The sequence below is a fragment of the Pseudoxanthomonas japonensis genome (assembly GCF_043632995.1).
In the GTDB taxonomy this organism is placed as follows: Bacteria; Pseudomonadota; Gammaproteobacteria; order Xanthomonadales; family Xanthomonadaceae; genus Pseudoxanthomonas_A; species Pseudoxanthomonas_A japonensis.
In genome coordinates this window covers 1220382-1236588 of sequence record NZ_CP171632.1, presented here as the reverse complement: position 1 = coordinate 1236588, position 16207 = coordinate 1220382, and the positions used below count along the sequence as shown (strand labels likewise).

Here is a 16207-nt window from a genome sequence, read left to right as displayed (position 1 = left end):
GACCGCCGGATGTTCAGAGCGACCTGAGGAAATCCACCAGCGCCCGCCGGTCTTCGGCGCTCATCGCCTCGAACCGCTGCTTCGCCGCGGTGCCCTGCCCACCGTGCCACAGCACCGCTTCTTCCAGCGTGGCCGCGCGACCGTCGTGCAGGTAGCGCACGCTCGGATCGATCGATGCGGCCAGGCCGAGGCCCCACAGCGGCGGCGTGCGCCATTCGCGTGCGGTGGCGCGGCCTTCGACGTAGGTGTCGGCCAGCTCCGGTCCCATGTCGTGCAGCAACAGGTCGGAGTACGGGCGGATGGTCTGGTAGCGCAGCTCGGCAAACCGGTGGTGGCCGGTCCGCAGTTCCGGCGTGTGGCAGGTGCTGCACCGTGCGGCCTCGAACAGCTGCGCACCGCGCTTGACGCGCAGCTGGCGCCCGCGTGCCTGCGCGTCCTGTTCCAAGGGGTTGTCGAAGTCGCGTCTCGGCGGCACGCCCAGCAGGCTCAGGTAGAGCGTGGTCTGGTGGATGTCGGCAGCCGTGAGTTTCGCGTTGCCGGTGTCGACCTGGGCGCACGCCGTACCCTGGCTGCCACGCGCGCATTCCAGCGACGGCATCAGCGGCGAGGTGACGCCCATGTCGGTGTTGAACGCGAGCGAGGCCTGCTGCTCCAGTGTGGCGGCCGCCGCCTTCCAGCCGAAGCGGCCGACGCGGCTGGCCCCGGCATCGCGGGCATCGGCGACGATCTGCAGGCGCCCGGCCACGCCATCGGGATCGCCCTGTTGCGCCAGCGCCAGACGTTCCAGTTGCTGCTCGGGCACCGCTTCCAATAGACCCAATCCGATCAGCGACGGCGCCACGCGCACGGACAGTGCGGTCGGCAGCGCCAGCGGCTGGCCAGCACGATCGCGTAGTGCGTAGTTCGGACGGCGCAACGTGTAGCCGGTGCCATCCGCGTAGCGGCCCGGCAGTTCGGTATAGCCGGTCAACACCAGCTCGGCTTCGCGTCCGTCGATGTTGGCACCGGCTTCGCGGTAGGTGCCCTGCTGCAGGCGCAGGCCAAAGCGCGCGTCCGGCGCCTGCGTTCCTGCGCCCGCCACGCCGATGAACACGCCCAGCCGGTTCAGCGGCGCGCCGACCACGGGCGAACTGCGGCCGTTGCCGGTGTGGCAGTCCACGCAGCGCGTCTGCGAGAAGCGCGGTGCCGCCTTGCCGGCATGCGCAGTGAAGACGGTGTTGCTCTCCTCCGAGTGCCGGCCACTGGCGAACGAGGTATGGATCAGCCGGCGCCCTTCCGCCCACGGCTGCATGTTGTAGCCGGCGATGTTGTGCGAGGCCTGCTGCAGCATGCGGAACGGCTCGCTGGAGGTGTCCTCGTGCAGGGTCATCCACGGACCGGCGGACAGCGCTTCCGCCGGCATCGCCAGCGAGTCCAGCGGACGCTGCACGCCATAGCCCGGCCCACGGAACCACGACACGATGCCGTGCGATCCCGCGCGGTAGACCAGCGCTTCGGCGTAGTAATTGAAGCGGCCGATGAGGTCGGGATTGCCGGCCAGGAAGATGCCCAGCTCGAACTCCACCAGATCGCCCTTGCGCAGCGGCCGGTGTCCCTCGTTGGCGGCGGTGCGGATCTCCTTCACCAGCACGAAGGCGTTGCCGGGCGCGCCGGCCGGTGGCGTGTAGTTGCTGTTGGGATCCTGCCCGAGCTGCGCGTAGTTGGCGATCGGCGTCTGCGTGGCCACACCGCCGGGTAGCAGCTTCATGCCGCCGTTGTCGGCGTACAACGCGACCGAGGTCGGCTCCAGCGGATCCTCGCTGCGCCGGCCGATGTAACCGTGGCGGAAGTTGGTGCCGTACCAGTAGTGCTGCGGCTTCACCACCACGGTGAGGATGCGCTGCTCGCCGGAGGTGCCGGGCACGGCATCGTCGTAGATCAGGATCTCGTGCGTGCGCCGTTCGAAGTAATGCGGCGGGAACACCTGATAGCTGTCGTCGACGATGGGCTCGCGCGCATGGCGGTCGCGCACGCGGCCACCGACGTGGGTCACCAGCGTGCCGTCGTCCTGCGTGTACTGGATCGGCGCGGCATCGTCGGGCCACAGCAGCGGCTGGTAGGTGGCCGACGGCGGCACCGGAGGCGGTGGCGGCAGCAGCGGCTGCGAGCCGTTCTGCCGCACCGGTTGCGGCTCGCCCGCACCCAGGTGGAACTGCTGCGCCGGCACCGCGGCGCAGGCGATCTGCTCGACCGCGGCCCCTGCTGCCGTCGCCGCACCGACGATGCCCAGGCACTTGCCGCTGTTGACGTTGACGATGCGGTAGCGGTCACTGGTGTCGATGCGCTGCAGGCGGAAGCGCTGCGCTCCGCTGCCGTTGTCGTCCCACTGCTGCACGATCACGTGGTCGGCAGCGGATCCGGCCGGGATGTCGGCCGACTTCTGCGTGGCCAGGTTGCGCAGGCGGTACTGTCCGGTCGCGGTTTCGGCGATGTCGAAGAACTGCCGGTGCAGCGTGGCGTCGCAGGCCGACTGCACCAGCGGCGTGCCGTTGGCGGTGCTGCCGTCGCGGACCTCGATGCACCGGCCGCTCAACGCGCTGGCAATGCGATAGCGGCCCGGCGGCACGGGATCGACGTTGATGTTCTGCGGTGGTGCCGCCTGCGGTTCGGCGGCCGCAGCGATCGCTGTCGCGCCGGCGTCCATCTGCGCGGACGCGGACACGGGACGCGCGCGACTCCAGAACGGCGCATTGCCCGACTCGTCGGCCGGCGCGGAGCAGGCCGCCAGCGATATCACGGCCAGCAAGGACAACACCGGCGCGCGGAAGCGCCGGACGAACGCGGGGGAATACATCGGGTACCGACTCCGTGGGGACGCGTGGGGAACGCCGGCAGCACGCCCGCTTCTTTCCCCGAAGCGGACCATGCGCCATCCGATGGCAGGACGCGGCATCGTCGCAGAGCAGTCACCCGTGCGGCTGTGACCGGCGCCGCACAACGCAGCGCGGCGCACGCGCATACCGACCTCGCCCCGCGCTGGCGCCGGTCACGCGGATGACGGATGCTTGGCCCTCCTCCGCCGGCACACCACTCCCGCATGAGCCCACTCCTGTTGCTGACCTACGCCGTGCAGATCGCCTGCTGCGTGCACGTGGTGCGTACCGGACGTCCGCTGTACTGGGTCTTCATCCTGCTGGTGTTCCCGTTCCTCTCGGCAATCGTCTACTTCATCGCCGAGGTCCTGCCGGAACTGCGCAACAGTCCGTCGGCGCGCCGTACGGTGCGCAACGTGCGCAACCGGATCGACCCCGACCGTGATCGCCGCGATGCCGCCAAACTGCTGAAGGCGGCCGATACGCCCGAGAATCGCCGACGCCTGGCCGAGGAGAGCCTGCGCAGCGGCGACTACGCGCACGCGTCGGAGCTCTACGATCAGGCATTGAAGGGGCTGTATGCGACCGATCCCGACCTGATGCTGGGACTGGCGAAAGCGCAATTCGGTCTGGGCGAATCGGCGAAGGCACGCGCCACGCTGGACGCACTGATCGCCGCGAACCCCGGTTTCCGCTCCGCCGATGGCCACCTGCTGTACGCACGCGCGGTCGAGGACACTGCCGATGCGGCAGCCGCCCTGCACGAATACGAAGCCGTGGTGCAGGGCTACCCGGGTGAGGAAGCACGCGCCCGCTACGGCCTGCTGCTGAAGCGCCAGGGCGAGCATGCCCGCGCGCGCCGCGTGTTCCAGGAAATCCTCGACCGCTCCGACGCCGCGCCGCGCTACTACCAGCGCGAGCAGCGCGACTGGATCGAGGTGGCCAAGCGGGAACTGCCTACGTTGCCGCAGGACTAGGCCGGGTCAGAACAACCGGGCGACGACCTTGCCGGTGATGTCCTCGCGCTTCGTCATCGGCTGGAAGCGGCTGTCCATGCTGTTGTCGCGGTTGTCGCCCATCATGAAGTAGTGCCCTGCCGGCACGCGGGTCGGTGGGAAGGTCAGCGAATGATCCATGCTGACGTTCCCGGCGGCGACATACGGCTCATCCAGCGCGACGCCGTCGATATGCACCCTGCCATCGACGATGCTCAGCGTTTCGCCCGGCAGGCCGACGATGCGCTGCAACCACACCTGGCCTTCGTGCTCGGGCACGAACAGCGTGACCAAGTCGCCTCGCTGCGGTGCATGCTTCGTGTAATAGCCCGCACGGGTCAGCAGGACCTGCTCCGGCACGATGCCCGGCAGCATGCTGGACGAGGGCACGCGGTACAGGCCATGTCCCAGGATGCGCTGGCGTGGGTCCAGCGAACGCGCGCCGAACGGATTGAAGGCGTACATCGCCAGTGAAGCGGCAGGAATGAGGACGATCGACGCCACGAGCAGGCGGACGATGGAGCGACGCAGGCGGGACATGTCTCCTCATGACAGCTGTGAGTCGGCGGCCAGCGTGCCGCAGATCCGTCTCTTCCGCACCTTTCCTGCCAGGACATCCCCTTGATCGCAATCAACGCGGATGCGGCGGAACGGCGCGATCCTGCCGTCGCGGCCTGCTCCGCCGCGATGCCGGGAGACGACATGAACCTGCTTTCGCTGCCCTGGTGGTGCCTGCCGGCGGCCCTGTTCGTCCTGTCCCTCGTTGCCGTGATGGCCGTGAACCGGTGGCGCTTCCACCGCAACGGCGCCAGCCAGCACCTGGTGCTCGGGATGTTCGTATCGGCCTGCTGGATAGCCGCCGTGGTCGTGATCCTGCAGCGCGTGCAGTAGCCGGTCGCCTGCGCGGCGCGATCGCCGCTGTCGCGCCAACGACAGCGTCATCGCGTGCCGGCACAGACGCCGTCGATGCCGTCTTGCCCTGACCGGCTGCATATCGGCGCGCCCGCCGCTAGCATGCGCGCATGCCTCATCCCGACGCCTCGTCGCTCGTCCTGCCGCTGCCACCCGTGGCGGGACGCGTGTGGGTGGCCTTCAGCGGCGGTCTGGATTCGACGGTGCTGCTGCACCGGCTGGCACAAGACGCGGCCGTGCGCAGACAGGGACTTCACGCGATCCACGTGCACCACGGACTGCAACCGGATGCCGATGCCTGGGCCGCGCATTGCGAAGCGCAGTGTTTGTCGCTGGAGGTGCCGTTGCAGGTGCACCGCGTGCGCGTGGACATGGCGGCCGGCGATGGCGTGGAAGCCGCCGCACGGCGCGCACGCCATGCGGCCTTCAGGGAGGCCATGCAGGCGGGCGACATCATCGCGCTCGCCCATCACCGCGACGACCAGGCGGAGACGTTCCTTCTGCGCGCACTGCGCGCGTCCGGTCCCGAGGGCCTGGCCGCCATGCGCCCGTGTCGTGCCTTCGGCACCGGATGGCTTTGGCGCCCGTTGCTGGACACGCCACGCTCCACACTGGAGTCGTACGCGCGTGCAGCGTCGCTGTCGTGGATCGAGGATCCCAGCAACGCGGGCACCACCTTCGACCGGAACTTCCTGCGCCACGAGGTGCTGCCGCTGTTGCGGACACGCTGGCCGCACGCGGATGCCGCTTTCGCACGCAGCGCGGCGCTGAATGCGGACGCGGCCGGATTGCTCGCACGACAGGATCGCGACCTGCTCGCCCGCGCGGCCACCGCCGATCCTGCCGCCTTGCAGGTCGAGGCCTTGCGCGATGCGGGCGCCGCCGCGCGTGCACGCGCGCTGCGACACTGGATCGAGGGTCTTTCACTGCCTCCGCTGCCTGCCGAAGGGGTGGCACGGATCGACGCACACCTCCTCGATGCGCGGGCGGACGCACAGGCCGAGTTCGCCTGGCATGGCGCGGTCGTGCGGCGCTGGCGGGGCCTGCTGCATGCCGAACGCCAGCGGCCGGCGCTGCCGGACGACTGGCAGGTCGACTGGGACGGCGCGGCGCCGCTCGCGCTCCCCGATGGCGGCGCGCTTTGTCTGGACGGCGCGCCGTTCGCCACCCCCGTGCGCGTGACGGCACGGCGCGGCGGCGAGCGGATCGCCCTGCCCGGCCGCGCGCACCGGCATGCCCTGAAGGACGTGCTGCAGTCGCTGGGCATTCCGCCATGGGAACGACGCCAGCTGCCTCTGTTGTGGCGGGACGACGTGCTGTGGGCCGCGGGCGACCTGGTCCTGTCGGCCGACTGCGATGCCTGGCTGCACACGGCCAGCCGCCGCCTGGCGTGGCGGCGCGGCTGAAACAGGTGCCGGGTTTGACCTTGCCGCAGGCGATCCCCACACTTGCCGCATGGCAAAGAAGACCCCCGCCGACGCCTCGCCCGTCGCCCATTTCGAACAGTCGCTGGACGAACTCGAGCAACTGGTCGAGAAGATGGAACACGGCGACCTGACCCTGGAAGCCTCGCTGGCCGCCTACGAGCGCGGCGTGGGCCTGTACCGGCAATGCCAGGCGGCCCTCGAACAGGCCGAACTGCGCGTGCGCCTGCTCACCGACCCCGGGCAGCCCGAGAGCGGCGAACCCTTCGCTCCCGCGCCCGATGGCCGCTGATCCCCGCTTCGCCACCTGGGCGAACGCGCTGGAAGACCACCTGGACCAGGCCCTGCCACCCGCAGGGGCGGCGCCGCAGCGCCTGCATGCCGCCATGCGCCATGCCGTGCTCGGCGGCGGCAAGCGCATGCGGGCCCTGCTGGTCTACGCCAGCGGTGCGCTGCTGCAGGCGGACGAGGCCACGCTGCATGCGCCCGCCGTCGCAGTGGAACTGATACACGCCTATTCGCTGGTGCACGACGACCTGCCAGCGATGGACGACGACGACCTGCGCCGCGGCAAACCCACCGTGCACATCGCGTTCGATGAAGCCACCGCCATCCTGGCCGGCGACGCGCTGCAGACGCTCGCATTCGAACAGCTGGCCACGGCCGATGCCACCGCGACGCTGCGCGTGGACTGGCTGGCGACGCTGGCGCAGGCGTCGGGCGCGGCCGGCATGTGCGGCGGCCAGGCCCTCGACATCGACGCCACCGGGTCGCAGCAGTCGCTGGACGACCTGCAGCGGATGCATGCGCTGAAGACCGGCGCGCTGATCCGGGCCGCAGTGCGCATGGGCGCGCTCGCCGGCGGCGCCGATGCGGCCACGCTGACGCGGCTGGACGGCTTTGCGGACGCGCTGGGACTGGCGTTCCAGGTACGCGACGACATCCTCGACATCGAGGCGAGCTCCGCGCAACTCGGCAAGACGGCCGGCAAGGACGTGGCGCAGGCCAAGTCGACCTACCCCGCCCTGCTCGGCATGGACGGCGCTAAGACGAAGCTCGCGGAGCTCGACGCCCGCATGCGCCAGGCACTGGCGCCCTACGATGGCCGCGCCGACGCACTGCGTGCGCTCGGCGACCTCGCCATCCACCGCATGCATTGAACGAAGCCATGAAAAAGCCCGGCGTTGCCGGGCTTTCTCGTTGCGCGCGATGAGCGCTTACTTGACCAGTCGCAGCGCGAAGGGGAAACGGAAGGCGGTTCCGCCGTTGGCCTTGATGGCCGCGATGATGGACAGGATGAAGCCGGCCAGGGCCAGCACCATATAGAGCAGCGTGCCCACGATCGCCAGCTTGGGCGAGACCATGGCCAGCACGAACACGACCACCCACAGCGCGATGAAGGCCAGCGTCAGCGAGATGGCCCAGTTGAGCGCTTCGGTGGTCTGGTCCTTCGCGAACGCACCCTTGCCCTTGAATACCGCCCAGCCGATCACTGCGCCGATGATGCCGAGGAAAGCCGTGAGCAGATAGGTGATCAGGGCCGCGGTGCGTTCTTCCGGTGAAACGTTCGAGTGGGACATGCAGATTCCTTGTTGAGTCGGACAGACAGCGGGACCAGTCGCGGCGCCGGTAACGGCAGGGCCGCGCCTGGTCCGCCGGATTCTAGGTGCCCGTCCTCCGCTTGACACCTAACAATAAAAAAGCCCGGCATGGCCGGGCTTTCCTGCAGCGCGTCGCGATCGCTTACTTGATCAGGCGCAGGGCGAACGGATAGCGGTACGACTCGCCGTTGTTGGCCTTGATGCCCGCGATGATGCACAGCACGAGGTTGGCGATGCCGACCAGCGGCATCAGCAGCAGACCGATCAGCACGAAGGCCAGGATCCAGGAGATGACGATCGCGATGAACACCGTGATCTGGAAGTTCAGCGCTTCCTTGGACTGGTCGACGACGAAGCCCTTCGACGCATCGTCCTTGCTGACCAGCCAGATGATCAGCGCGCCGATCGGCCCGGTGATGATGCCCAGCAGGTGCCCCAGCAGCGCCATGGTGCGCTGGTCCTGCGGCGCATCGCCGGCAGCCGGCGGCGGCGGTGCGGTGACGTTGTCGAATTCGCTCATCGTGTGGATCCCCGGAAAGTGGTGTGGTGGGCGGTCGAGTACGGCATTCCCCCGCCGTACTCCGCACGCCAAGCATAACGGGTAATGGGGGCACCGTCGGCCAGACGGCCGTCGCGACTACTCGCCCGCGACCGTCATCCGACCGACCAGGATCGATCCGACGCCCACGTGCGAACGGCGGTCCACGTCGCTGCCCACCGCCTCGATGCCGGCAAAGATGGTCTTGAGGTTGCCAGCGACAGTGATGCCGTCGACCGGGTAGGCCAGTACGCCGTCCTCCACCCAGAAGCCGGCCGCGCCGCGCGAGTAGTCGCCGGTCACGCCGTTCACGCCCTGCCCCATCAGCTCCGTAACCAGCAGGCCGGTGCGCATGCCACCCAGCAGCGCATCGAAACCGCCTGCGTTCGCCTTCACCTGCAGGTTGTACACGCCCCCGGCATTGCCGGTGGTCTGCAATCCCAGCTTGCGCGCGGAATAACTGCCCAGCACATAACGCTCCAGCACGCCGTCGCGGACGAGGTGCGAGCGCTTCGTCGCCACCCCTTCGGCATCGAAGACCGACGAGCGCAGCCCGTGCGGCAGCAGCGGCAACTCCTCGATGGCGAACCAGTCCGGGAAGATCCTCTGGCCCACGTGGTCGAGCAGGAAGCTGGCCTTCCGGTACAGCGCGCCACCGGAGACCGCACCGAGCAGGTGGCCGACCAGCGAACGCGCGACCTCCGCGGAGAACAGCACCGGATACTCGCCGGTGGCCAGCGAGCGTGGCTGCAGGCGCGACAGCGTGCGTTCGGCGGCCTTGCGACCGATGGCGGCCGGGTCGTCCAGTTCGCGGTGCGACAGCGCGGTGCTGTACCAGCCGTCGCGCTGCATGCCGTCGCCCTGCCCGGCGATCAGCGCGCACCCGATCGTGTGCTGGGTGTCGCGCTCGCGGCCGATGAAACCATGGGAGTTGGCATACACCGACAGGCTCTCGCCGCTACCGACTGAGGCGCCATCGGAATTCGCGATGCGCGCATCGGCATCGCGCCCGGCCGCTTCGCACGCAAGCGCGAGGTCCACGGCATGGTCCATCTCGAGCGCCCACGGATGCCAGACATCCAGGTCGGGAAACTCGCGCGCCATCAGCGCCGCGTCGGCGAGGCCCGAGGCGGCATCGTCCTCGGTGTAGCGGGCGATCGCGCACGCCTGGACGACCGTGGCCTCCAGGCTCTCCTCGCGCAGGTCGGCCGTGCTGGCGCTGCCCTTGCGCTGGCCGAAGTACACGGTCACGCCGATGCCGCGGTCGCGGGTCGACTCCACCGTCTCCACGTCGCCGAGGCGGACGTTGACGTTGAGGCCGGTCTCCTCGCTGCAGCTCACCTCGGCCTGGGTGGCGCCATGCGCCCGCGCACGTTCCAGCAGGCGCTGCGACAGCGCCTCCAGGCGTTCGAGCCGCGCGAGGCTGTCGTCGGGGGAAGTCAGGGCAGTGGCGTTCAATGCTTTATCCTTGTGTCCTGTGATCCGCGCCCAAGCGCCGGATCGGTATTCGATTCAGGCTGCCGCACGTGGCTGCGGCAGCGAAAGAGAGGCTTCACCATGCGCGGACGCGACCCCGAAACCGGCGAATTCTTCAGTCCCAGCCGTACCCAGCAGCGGGGCGAGGCGCTGGAGATCCGCAGCCTGGCCGAGAAGCTGGTCGCGCTGCCGGCCGCGCAGCTGGCACGCCTGCCGATTCCCGAAGACCTGATGCCACACATCGTGGAAACGCAGCGCATCACGTCGCACATCGCGCACAAGCGCCAGTTGCAGTTCCTCGCCAAGCAGATGCGGCGCGAAGAGGACGAGGTGCTGGAAGCGATCCGCGATGCGATGGACGAAGGCGGCGAAGCGGCGCGCCGCGAGACCGCCCTGCTGCACCAGGCCGAACACTGGCGCGACCGCCTGCTGGCCGATGGCGACCAGGCGCTGGCGGACCTGCTGGACGCGTTCCCGACGGCCGACCGGCAGAAGCTGCGCCAGCTGGTACGCAACGCCACCGACGAAAAAGCGAAGAACAAACCGCCGCGTGCCTTCCGCGAACTGTTCCGCGAGGTGCGCGAGGTGTTGGCTGCGGCCGACGGGCGGGACACCGACGAAGACGACGCACACTAGTCCCTCTCCCACCGGGAGAGGGGTTGGGGTGAGAGTCCGGCGGAGTCCATGATGCGCACGTTGCGTGGACTTCGCCGCACCTTCATCCGCCCCTGCGGGGCACCTTCTCCCGAGGGGAGAAGGCGCAGGCAAGGACGCATGCTGTTCGGGGCGATGCGCGATGTGCTCGGGGAAGCTGGCGCAGCGCAGGCGATCGGCGAAGATGACGGACTCTAGTCCCTCTCCCTCCGGGAGAGGGGTTGGGGAGAGGGTCCGGCGAAGTCCATGTGGCGCAGGCGTCATGGATTCCGCCGCACCCTCATCCGCCCCTGCGGGGCACCTTCTCCCGACGGGAGAAGGGACAGGCAGGAGCGCATCACGCCTTCGTCCCACCCACCGTCAGGCCTTCGATCAGCAACGACGGCTGGCCCACGCCCACCGGCACGCTCTGGCCGTCCTTGCCGCACACGCCGACGCCTTGGTCGAGCGCCAGGTCGTGGCCGACCATCTTCACCTTCTGCATGGTTTCGGGACCGTTGCCGATCAGCGTGGCGCCCTTGACCGGCGCGGTGATGCGGCCATCCTCGATCAGGTAGGCCTCGGTCGCGGAGAACACGTACTTGCCGCTGGTGATGTCGACCTGGCCGCCGCCGAAATTGACCGCGTACAGGCCCTTCTTCACCGAGCGGATCATGTCTTCCGGGTCGTGCTGGCCGGCGAGCATGTAGGTGTTGGTCATGCGCGGCATCGGCAGGTGCGCGAACGATTCGCGACGGCCGTTGCCCGTGGGCGTCACGCCCATCAGGCGTGCGTTGTGCGTGTCCTGCATGTAGCCGACCAGCACGCCATCCTCGATCAGGGTGGTGCAGTTGGTCGGCGTGCCTTCGTCGTCGATGTTGAGCGAACCGCGGCGGCCCGGCAGCGTGCCGTCATCGACGATGGTGACGCCCTTCGACGCGACCTGCTGACCGATGCGACCCGCGTACACGCTGGTGCCCTTGCGGTTGAAGTCGCCTTCCAGTCCATGGCCGACGGCTTCGTGTAGCAGCACGCCCGGCCAGCCGCTGCCCAGCACCACCGGCATCACGCCGGCCGGCGCATCGATCGCCTCCAGGTTCACCAGCGCCTGCCGCAACGCCTCGCGTGCGAGGTCCTCGGGCTTGCCGTCGGCGAACAGCTCGGCATAACCGTAGCGTCCGCCCATGCCGGCGTAGCCGGATTCGCGGCGACCGTTCTGCTCGACGATCACCTGCACGTTCAACCGCACCAGCGGGCGCACGTCAGAGGCGAGCACGCCGTCGCTGCGCGCGACCAGCACGGTGTCGATGCCGCCGGACAGGCTGACGGTCACCTGCTGCACGCGCGGGTCCGCGGCGCGCAGGAAGCGATCGACCGCACGCAGCGCCTCGACCTTGGCGTCGTTGCCCATCGCATCGATGGGATCGTCGCCGGCGTACAGCGCGCGGCCACCACTGCGCACCAGCGTGCGCGGCGCATGCGCGGCGCCATCACGGGCGATGGCGCGCGCGGACTTCGCCGCACCCAGCAGCGCCTGCGCGTTGATGTCGTCGGAATAGGCGAATCCGGTCTTCTCGCCGGAGATTGCGCGCACGCCCACGCCCTGTTCGATCGAGTGCGCTCCGTCCTTGACGATGCCGTCCTCGACCGTCCAGCTCTCGCGGCGGGCGTGCTGGAAATACAGGTCCCCGAAGTCGATGCCGGGCCCGAGCAGCGTGCCGAACGCACGGTCGAGACCGGAGGGATCCAGTCCGGCAGGCAGGAGGAGACGGGTTTCGGCGAGCGGGATGGGCAGGGTCATGTCAGTACCATGGGGGCGAAGGACGGCCTCGGCAACCTTGCCGCGGCCATGCTCGCCGGTGTCAGGGGGCGCCGGCGCGGTCGGTGCGGTCGTCGTCGTTGCGGGTGCGCGACTGCTCACGGCCCACCACTTCGACCTTGGGCGACTTCCACGGGCCGGTGACCCGGTAGGTCTTGGCGCCCATCTCGGCCAGCGGCTTCTTCAGGACGGCATTGGCCACCGCACCGACCGCGGCACCAATGGGGCCGCCGGCCACGGCGCCGACCGCCGTCAGCACGTTGGCGGATTTCGGCTTCACGTCGACGGTCTGGTCGAACCGTTCGCTGCGCAGGTCGGTGTCGCCGCGGATCGCGATCTCGGCTGCGGGGCCATCGATCAGCAGGTTGTCGCTGCGCGCCAGCCCGCCGCCGACACGGATGTCGCCGTCGATGCGGTTGAACGCGAATCCCTTGGAGAAGAAGTCGCTGAAATCGAGCATCAGACGGCGCCGCACTTCGGCCACGCTGAGCAGGCCGAGCACGCGGCCGGCGCCCGGTTCGACCTCGAGCAGATGGCCATCGCGCACGGCCAGCTTCACGCTGCCGTCGAGTGCAGCGAGGCGGAACGCGGCGGGGCTGCCGGGCCAACCGGCATCCGCGGTGATCTGGCCATGTCCGCCACCCACGCGGTCGCCAAGACCCAGATCGTCGAACAGCACGCCGAAGTTCTCGCTCTTCACCTCGGCAGCGAACCGCGTGCGTGCCGCCGTGCCGGTGCCGGTCCACTGGCCATGCACGTCGATCTGCTGGCCGGGCGAGCGCAGTTGCAGCTGGTCCACATGCAGGCCGTCGGCCTGTTGGCGCGTGCGCAACTTGGCCGTACCCAGTCGCGCATCGCCGAATCGCAGGTCCTCGACGTCCAGCGACAGCGGCGGCACCGCCGCCGGATCGATGTCGTCGGTGGCGCTGCGCGCGCCAGGTCCGGCGGTCGGCGCACCCTGCACGGGCGCCTTGCGCCAGTGCACGCGCGCCAGCTTGCCGGCGATCGGTGCGCCCTTCGCATCGGGAACGAGCAGCGCACCGGACAGCGCGTCGCCATCCAGCGACACCGCCAACGCCTGCTGTGCGGGCGCGAGTTGCAAACGCGTGTCCGGGAACACGGAACCGATCATCAGCAGCCGCTCGGCAGTGACATCGATATGGCGCAACGCCAGACCGTCGCCTTCCCCGCCGCCGCCACGCGCGACGGTGATCCACTCCATCGCATCCAGCGCGCCGGTGCGGCCGGTCGCGACCAGGCCGGACGAGGGTGGCGCGTCCTTCACCGCGTCGCTGCCCAGCACCACGCGCACGCCGGTCTGGCCGTTGGTGCTGCGTGCACGCAGCGCCAGCAGGTTGCCGAACGCCACATCGATCTCGCCGCTGCCGATGGGCAATGGCGCGCGGACCGTGGTCGCCAGTGGCGTCGGCGCCGCCTTGCGCATCGGTGCCGGCAGGCTCATCGACGTGCCGACCAGATCGGACGTCAGGCTCAGTTGCGTGGGGGCTTCGGGCGCGCCCGACGCGGTGCGCGGAATGCTCACGCCCACGGTCCACGACGACCGCCCCTCCATGTACGGCTTCAGCCACGCCATTTCCGGAGCGCGATCGAGCAGGCGGTCGGCGTCCACCATCGCGGACAGATCGGCCTCGAACGCCTGGGTGCGGTCGCGCGTGCCGCTGCCGGCGCGCAGGCCCAGCACGCCCGGCTGGCCCTCGTGCACGACCTGCAACGGGCCCGACGCAAAGCCGCCGTCGTCGTACTTCGCCTTGCCGCGCACATTGTCGAACACCAGGTCCCAGCGCGTCTCGGACAGCTGCGTGCCTTTCAGGTCCACAGTGCCGGCCAGCGTCCTGCGCGCCTGCTCGTCGGCATGCAGCGGCTGCAGCAGATCGAACGTCGCCGTCACCGGACCCTTGGCCTGCAGGTGATCCAGCGTGTCGCCATAGGTCTTGTGCAGCGGGCTCTGCCGCAGCAATGCGAGCAATCGGCCCGAATCGGTGTCGGTGCGCGCGGCGATCTTCAGGTCGCCGTCGCCGAAATCCGCGATGCCGGCCTGGAAGGCGGGGATCGCGACGCCTGCGAGCGCGCCGCGCCCTTTCAGTTCAAAGCCGTTGCCGATGAAGGCGATGTCCGCATCCACCTGCTCGAGCTGCGGCCAGTCCGGCTGGAACTTGAACTGTCCATGCTCGATGTGCGCCACGGCTTCGAACCGGCCGTTGCGGTCGGTGAACGGCCAATCGTCCAGATCGCCGCTGACGATCGCGCGTCCGTTCCGCACGGTGCCGCCGACCAGCGCGCCGTTGAGCCAGTCGACCGCCGCCTTCGGCATCTTGTGGTGGATCCAGAAGCCCTTGGCCACCGGCACCGGCGCATCGGCGAGATCCGCCGCCAGATCGATCCACGGCCGCGTGCCGTCGCCCTGGAACCACATGCCACCGCGCACGTCGGCCGCATAGTCCTTGCCCTGCACGTGCAGGGCGGAAGTTCCCACGCGCCAGCCGGCGCCCTCCCGCCAGCCGAGCACGTCGCCCTGCAGGCGCACGTCGTGCACCACCGCGAATCCGCTGGGCCAGTCGAAACGCATGTCGGACGCGGGATCCAGCGTCAGGCGGAACCCATCCGCATCGCCATCGAAATCACCGGCAAGGCCGCTGAGTCCGGGTGCATCGCCCACCGCCTTGAACGCGATGTCGCGCAGTTGCCCCTCTGCGTGCAGCCCGCCGTCCTTGCGGCCGGCCAGGGTCAGGCGTGCCAGCCGCGCACCGGGCTGCGCCTGCACCAGCCAGCGGCGCAGGCCGGCATCGACCTTGTCGCTCAGGCCGAGCACCGAGAACAGCGGCGCCGCATCCACCTGGTCGGCCAGCAGCGCGTAACGCTCGCCGCCCGCGAGCACCAGGCCATCGAGTGTCTGCACGGCCGGCGCCGTGCCGACACGCAGCTGCGGCGCATCGAGCCGCCAGCCACCCGATACCAGTCGCCAGCGCAGGCGGCCTTCGATCTGGTCGAACGCGATCCGCGTAGGCGTGGCGGAATCCGGCAGAGGCGCCCCCTGCAATCCTACCTGGCGCAGGCGGGCGTCCGCGGTCACCAGCACTACGCGGTGCTTGCGCAACTCCGTCCACGCCTGCACGCGCCCGTTGCCGCTTTCAGCGACCACGCCGGCGTAGCGCAGCAGCGGCGACCAGGCGCCGATGTCTTCCGCGGATACGTCGAGGTAGGCGCGTCCATCGCCTGCCTTGCGGTCGAAGTCGACCGCCACGTTCAACGGCGCGGCGTCCTTGCGGATCCACGCACGCGTGCCCGCACGGACACGGTCGCCATCGACGCGCAGGCGCAGGTCGATCTCGGGCAGGCGGATATCCCAGCCAAGCGACGGCGCGACGATCGCCAGCTTGCCGTCGATCACCTGCAGTTCGCCGAGGCCCTCCAGGCTCCGCAGCGGATCTTCCGTGGACTGCTGCTGCCCGGGCAGTCCGCGCACCGCCCATTTGCCGTCGTCGCCGCGCTGCAGCGTCAGCGACAGACCGCGCAGCCGCAACTCGGTGAAGGACCGTCCCGGCAGCAGGCCACCGTACATCGACACCAGCACCTCGGCCTGGCCGATGCGCACACCGCTGTCGCCCTCGCCCAGGCGCAGGCCATCGAGCTGCAGCAGCGGACCGCGCCGTGTCCATTGCGTCTTCACCGCATCGAAGGCGACCGGCCGCCCCGCACGCTCGCTGAGCCACGCCGCAACGCGGTCCGGGTGCCGTTCGGCCAGCGGCAGCACCTGGCTGGCGATGCCGAGCACCACGGCCATGCACACCAGCACCACCGCGATGCCATAGACGGCACCCCGGCGAGCCAGGCGCAAGCGGCGGCGCAGCGGCGTGGGCATCAGCGGGCCGGGAATGGGGAACGGGGAATGGGGAATGGGCGCTTCCTGGGCAACGCGCCGGCTATCGGGCTACCGCT

At 69.7% G+C, this 16207-nt stretch carries 13 protein-coding genes; 6 read left to right on the top strand and 7 right to left on the bottom strand.

The window, feature by feature from the left end:
- Positions 1-13: 13 nt before the first annotated feature.
- Entirely contained in the window at positions 14-2833 is a 2820-nt protein-coding gene (locus tag ACGHX3_RS05620; RefSeq protein WP_394696687.1) for a di-heme oxidoredictase family protein, read from the bottom strand.
- Between the two features lie 243 nt (positions 2834-3076).
- On the opposite strand from ACGHX3_RS05620, the gene ACGHX3_RS05615 reads away from it, so the two are divergent.
- On the top strand, positions 3077-3829 hold the full coding sequence (locus ACGHX3_RS05615) for a tetratricopeptide repeat protein (protein WP_394696686.1): 753 nt from the start codon (positions 3077-3079) through the stop codon (positions 3827-3829).
- Positions 3830-3835: 6 nt separating this feature from the next.
- Here the strand turns inward: ACGHX3_RS05615 and lepB are convergent, their stop codons facing one another.
- Entirely contained in the window at positions 3836-4387 is a 552-nt protein-coding gene (gene lepB, locus ACGHX3_RS05610) for a signal peptidase I (RefSeq protein ID WP_394696685.1), read from the bottom strand.
- An 81-nt stretch (positions 4388-4468) separates the two neighbouring features.
- On the opposite strand from lepB, the gene ACGHX3_RS05605 reads away from it, so the two are divergent.
- From ACGHX3_RS05605 to ACGHX3_RS05590, 4 genes are all read left to right on the top strand, one after another.
- Positions 4469-4738, top strand: coding sequence for a hypothetical protein (locus ACGHX3_RS05605; protein WP_394696684.1), 270 nt, complete (start codon positions 4469-4471; stop codon positions 4736-4738).
- A gap of 131 nt (positions 4739-4869) precedes the next feature.
- Positions 4870-6165, top strand: a complete 1296-nt coding sequence (tilS, locus tag ACGHX3_RS05600; RefSeq protein WP_394696683.1) for a tRNA lysidine(34) synthetase TilS — start codon at positions 4870-4872, stop codon at positions 6163-6165.
- Between the two features lie 49 nt (positions 6166-6214).
- Positions 6215-6475, top strand: coding sequence for an exodeoxyribonuclease VII small subunit (locus tag ACGHX3_RS05595; RefSeq protein WP_162337589.1), 261 nt, complete (start codon positions 6215-6217; stop codon positions 6473-6475).
- On the top strand, positions 6465-7343 hold the full coding sequence (locus ACGHX3_RS05590) for a polyprenyl synthetase family protein (RefSeq protein ID WP_394696682.1): 879 nt from the start codon (positions 6465-6467) through the stop codon (positions 7341-7343). Before ACGHX3_RS05595 ends, ACGHX3_RS05590 begins: the two co-directional genes overlap by 11 nt.
- 57 nt (positions 7344-7400) lie before the next feature.
- Here ACGHX3_RS05590 and ACGHX3_RS05585 read toward each other — a convergent pair whose 3' ends face one another.
- From ACGHX3_RS05585 to pmbA, 3 genes are all read right to left on the bottom strand, one after another.
- Positions 7401-7763 carry a DUF4870 domain-containing protein gene (locus ACGHX3_RS05585; RefSeq protein WP_394696681.1) on the bottom strand — a complete coding sequence of 121 codons (363 nt, stop codon included), beginning with the start codon at positions 7761-7763 and terminating at the stop codon, positions 7401-7403.
- 163 nt (positions 7764-7926) lie between these two features.
- Positions 7927-8304, bottom strand: coding sequence for a DUF4870 domain-containing protein (locus ACGHX3_RS05580; protein ID WP_162337586.1), 378 nt, complete (start codon positions 8302-8304; stop codon positions 7927-7929).
- Positions 8305-8421: 117 nt separating this feature from the next.
- A complete protein-coding gene (pmbA, locus tag ACGHX3_RS05575) occupies positions 8422-9780 on the bottom strand; it encodes a metalloprotease PmbA (protein ID WP_394696680.1) in 1359 nt (452 codons plus the stop codon).
- A 99-nt stretch (positions 9781-9879) separates the two neighbouring features.
- Here pmbA and yjgA point away from each other — a divergent pair, with 99 nt between their 5' ends.
- A complete protein-coding gene (gene yjgA / locus ACGHX3_RS05570) occupies positions 9880-10434 on the top strand; it encodes a DUF615 domain-containing protein (protein WP_394696679.1) in 555 nt (184 codons plus the stop codon).
- 355 nt (positions 10435-10789) lie between these two features.
- Here the strand turns inward: yjgA and tldD are convergent, their stop codons facing one another.
- Together tldD and ACGHX3_RS05560 are read right to left on the bottom strand one after the other, a co-directional pair.
- Positions 10790-12232: a metalloprotease TldD gene (gene tldD / locus ACGHX3_RS05565; RefSeq protein ID WP_394696678.1), complete on the bottom strand. Its 1443-nt coding sequence runs from the start codon at positions 12230-12232 to the stop codon at positions 10790-10792.
- 61 nt (positions 12233-12293) lie between these two features.
- Positions 12294-16130, bottom strand: coding sequence for a YhdP family protein (locus tag ACGHX3_RS05560; RefSeq protein ID WP_394696677.1), 3837 nt, complete (start codon positions 16128-16130; stop codon positions 12294-12296).
- Between the last annotated feature and the right edge of the window lie 77 nt (positions 16131-16207).

Coding starts and splice junctions, on each gene's coding strand:
- ACGHX3_RS05595 (WP_162337589.1), top strand. CDS start 6,215: ATGGCAAAGAAGACCCCCGCCGACGCCTCGCCCGTCGCCCATTTCGAA.
- ACGHX3_RS05585 (WP_394696681.1), bottom strand. CDS start 7,763: ATGTCCCACTCGAACGTTTCACCGGAAGAACGCACCGCGGCCCTGATC.
- tldD (WP_394696678.1), bottom strand. CDS start 12,232: ATGACCCTGCCCATCCCGCTCGCCGAAACCCGTCTCCTCCTGCCTGCC.
- ACGHX3_RS05615 (WP_394696686.1), top strand. CDS start 3,077: ATGAGCCCACTCCTGTTGCTGACCTACGCCGTGCAGATCGCCTGCTGC.
- ACGHX3_RS05590 (WP_394696682.1), top strand. CDS start 6,465: ATGGCCGCTGATCCCCGCTTCGCCACCTGGGCGAACGCGCTGGAAGAC.
- ACGHX3_RS05620 (WP_394696687.1), bottom strand. CDS start 2,833: ATGTATTCCCCCGCGTTCGTCCGGCGCTTCCGCGCGCCGGTGTTGTCC.
- ACGHX3_RS05560 (WP_394696677.1), bottom strand. CDS start 16,130: ATGCCCACGCCGCTGCGCCGCCGCTTGCGCCTGGCTCGCCGGGGTGCC.
- tilS (WP_394696683.1), top strand. CDS start 4,870: ATGCCTCATCCCGACGCCTCGTCGCTCGTCCTGCCGCTGCCACCCGTG.
- lepB (WP_394696685.1), bottom strand. CDS start 4,387: ATGTCCCGCCTGCGTCGCTCCATCGTCCGCCTGCTCGTGGCGTCGATC.
- ACGHX3_RS05580 (WP_162337586.1), bottom strand. CDS start 8,304: ATGAGCGAATTCGACAACGTCACCGCACCGCCGCCGCCGGCTGCCGGC.
- yjgA (WP_394696679.1), top strand. CDS start 9,880: ATGCGCGGACGCGACCCCGAAACCGGCGAATTCTTCAGTCCCAGCCGT.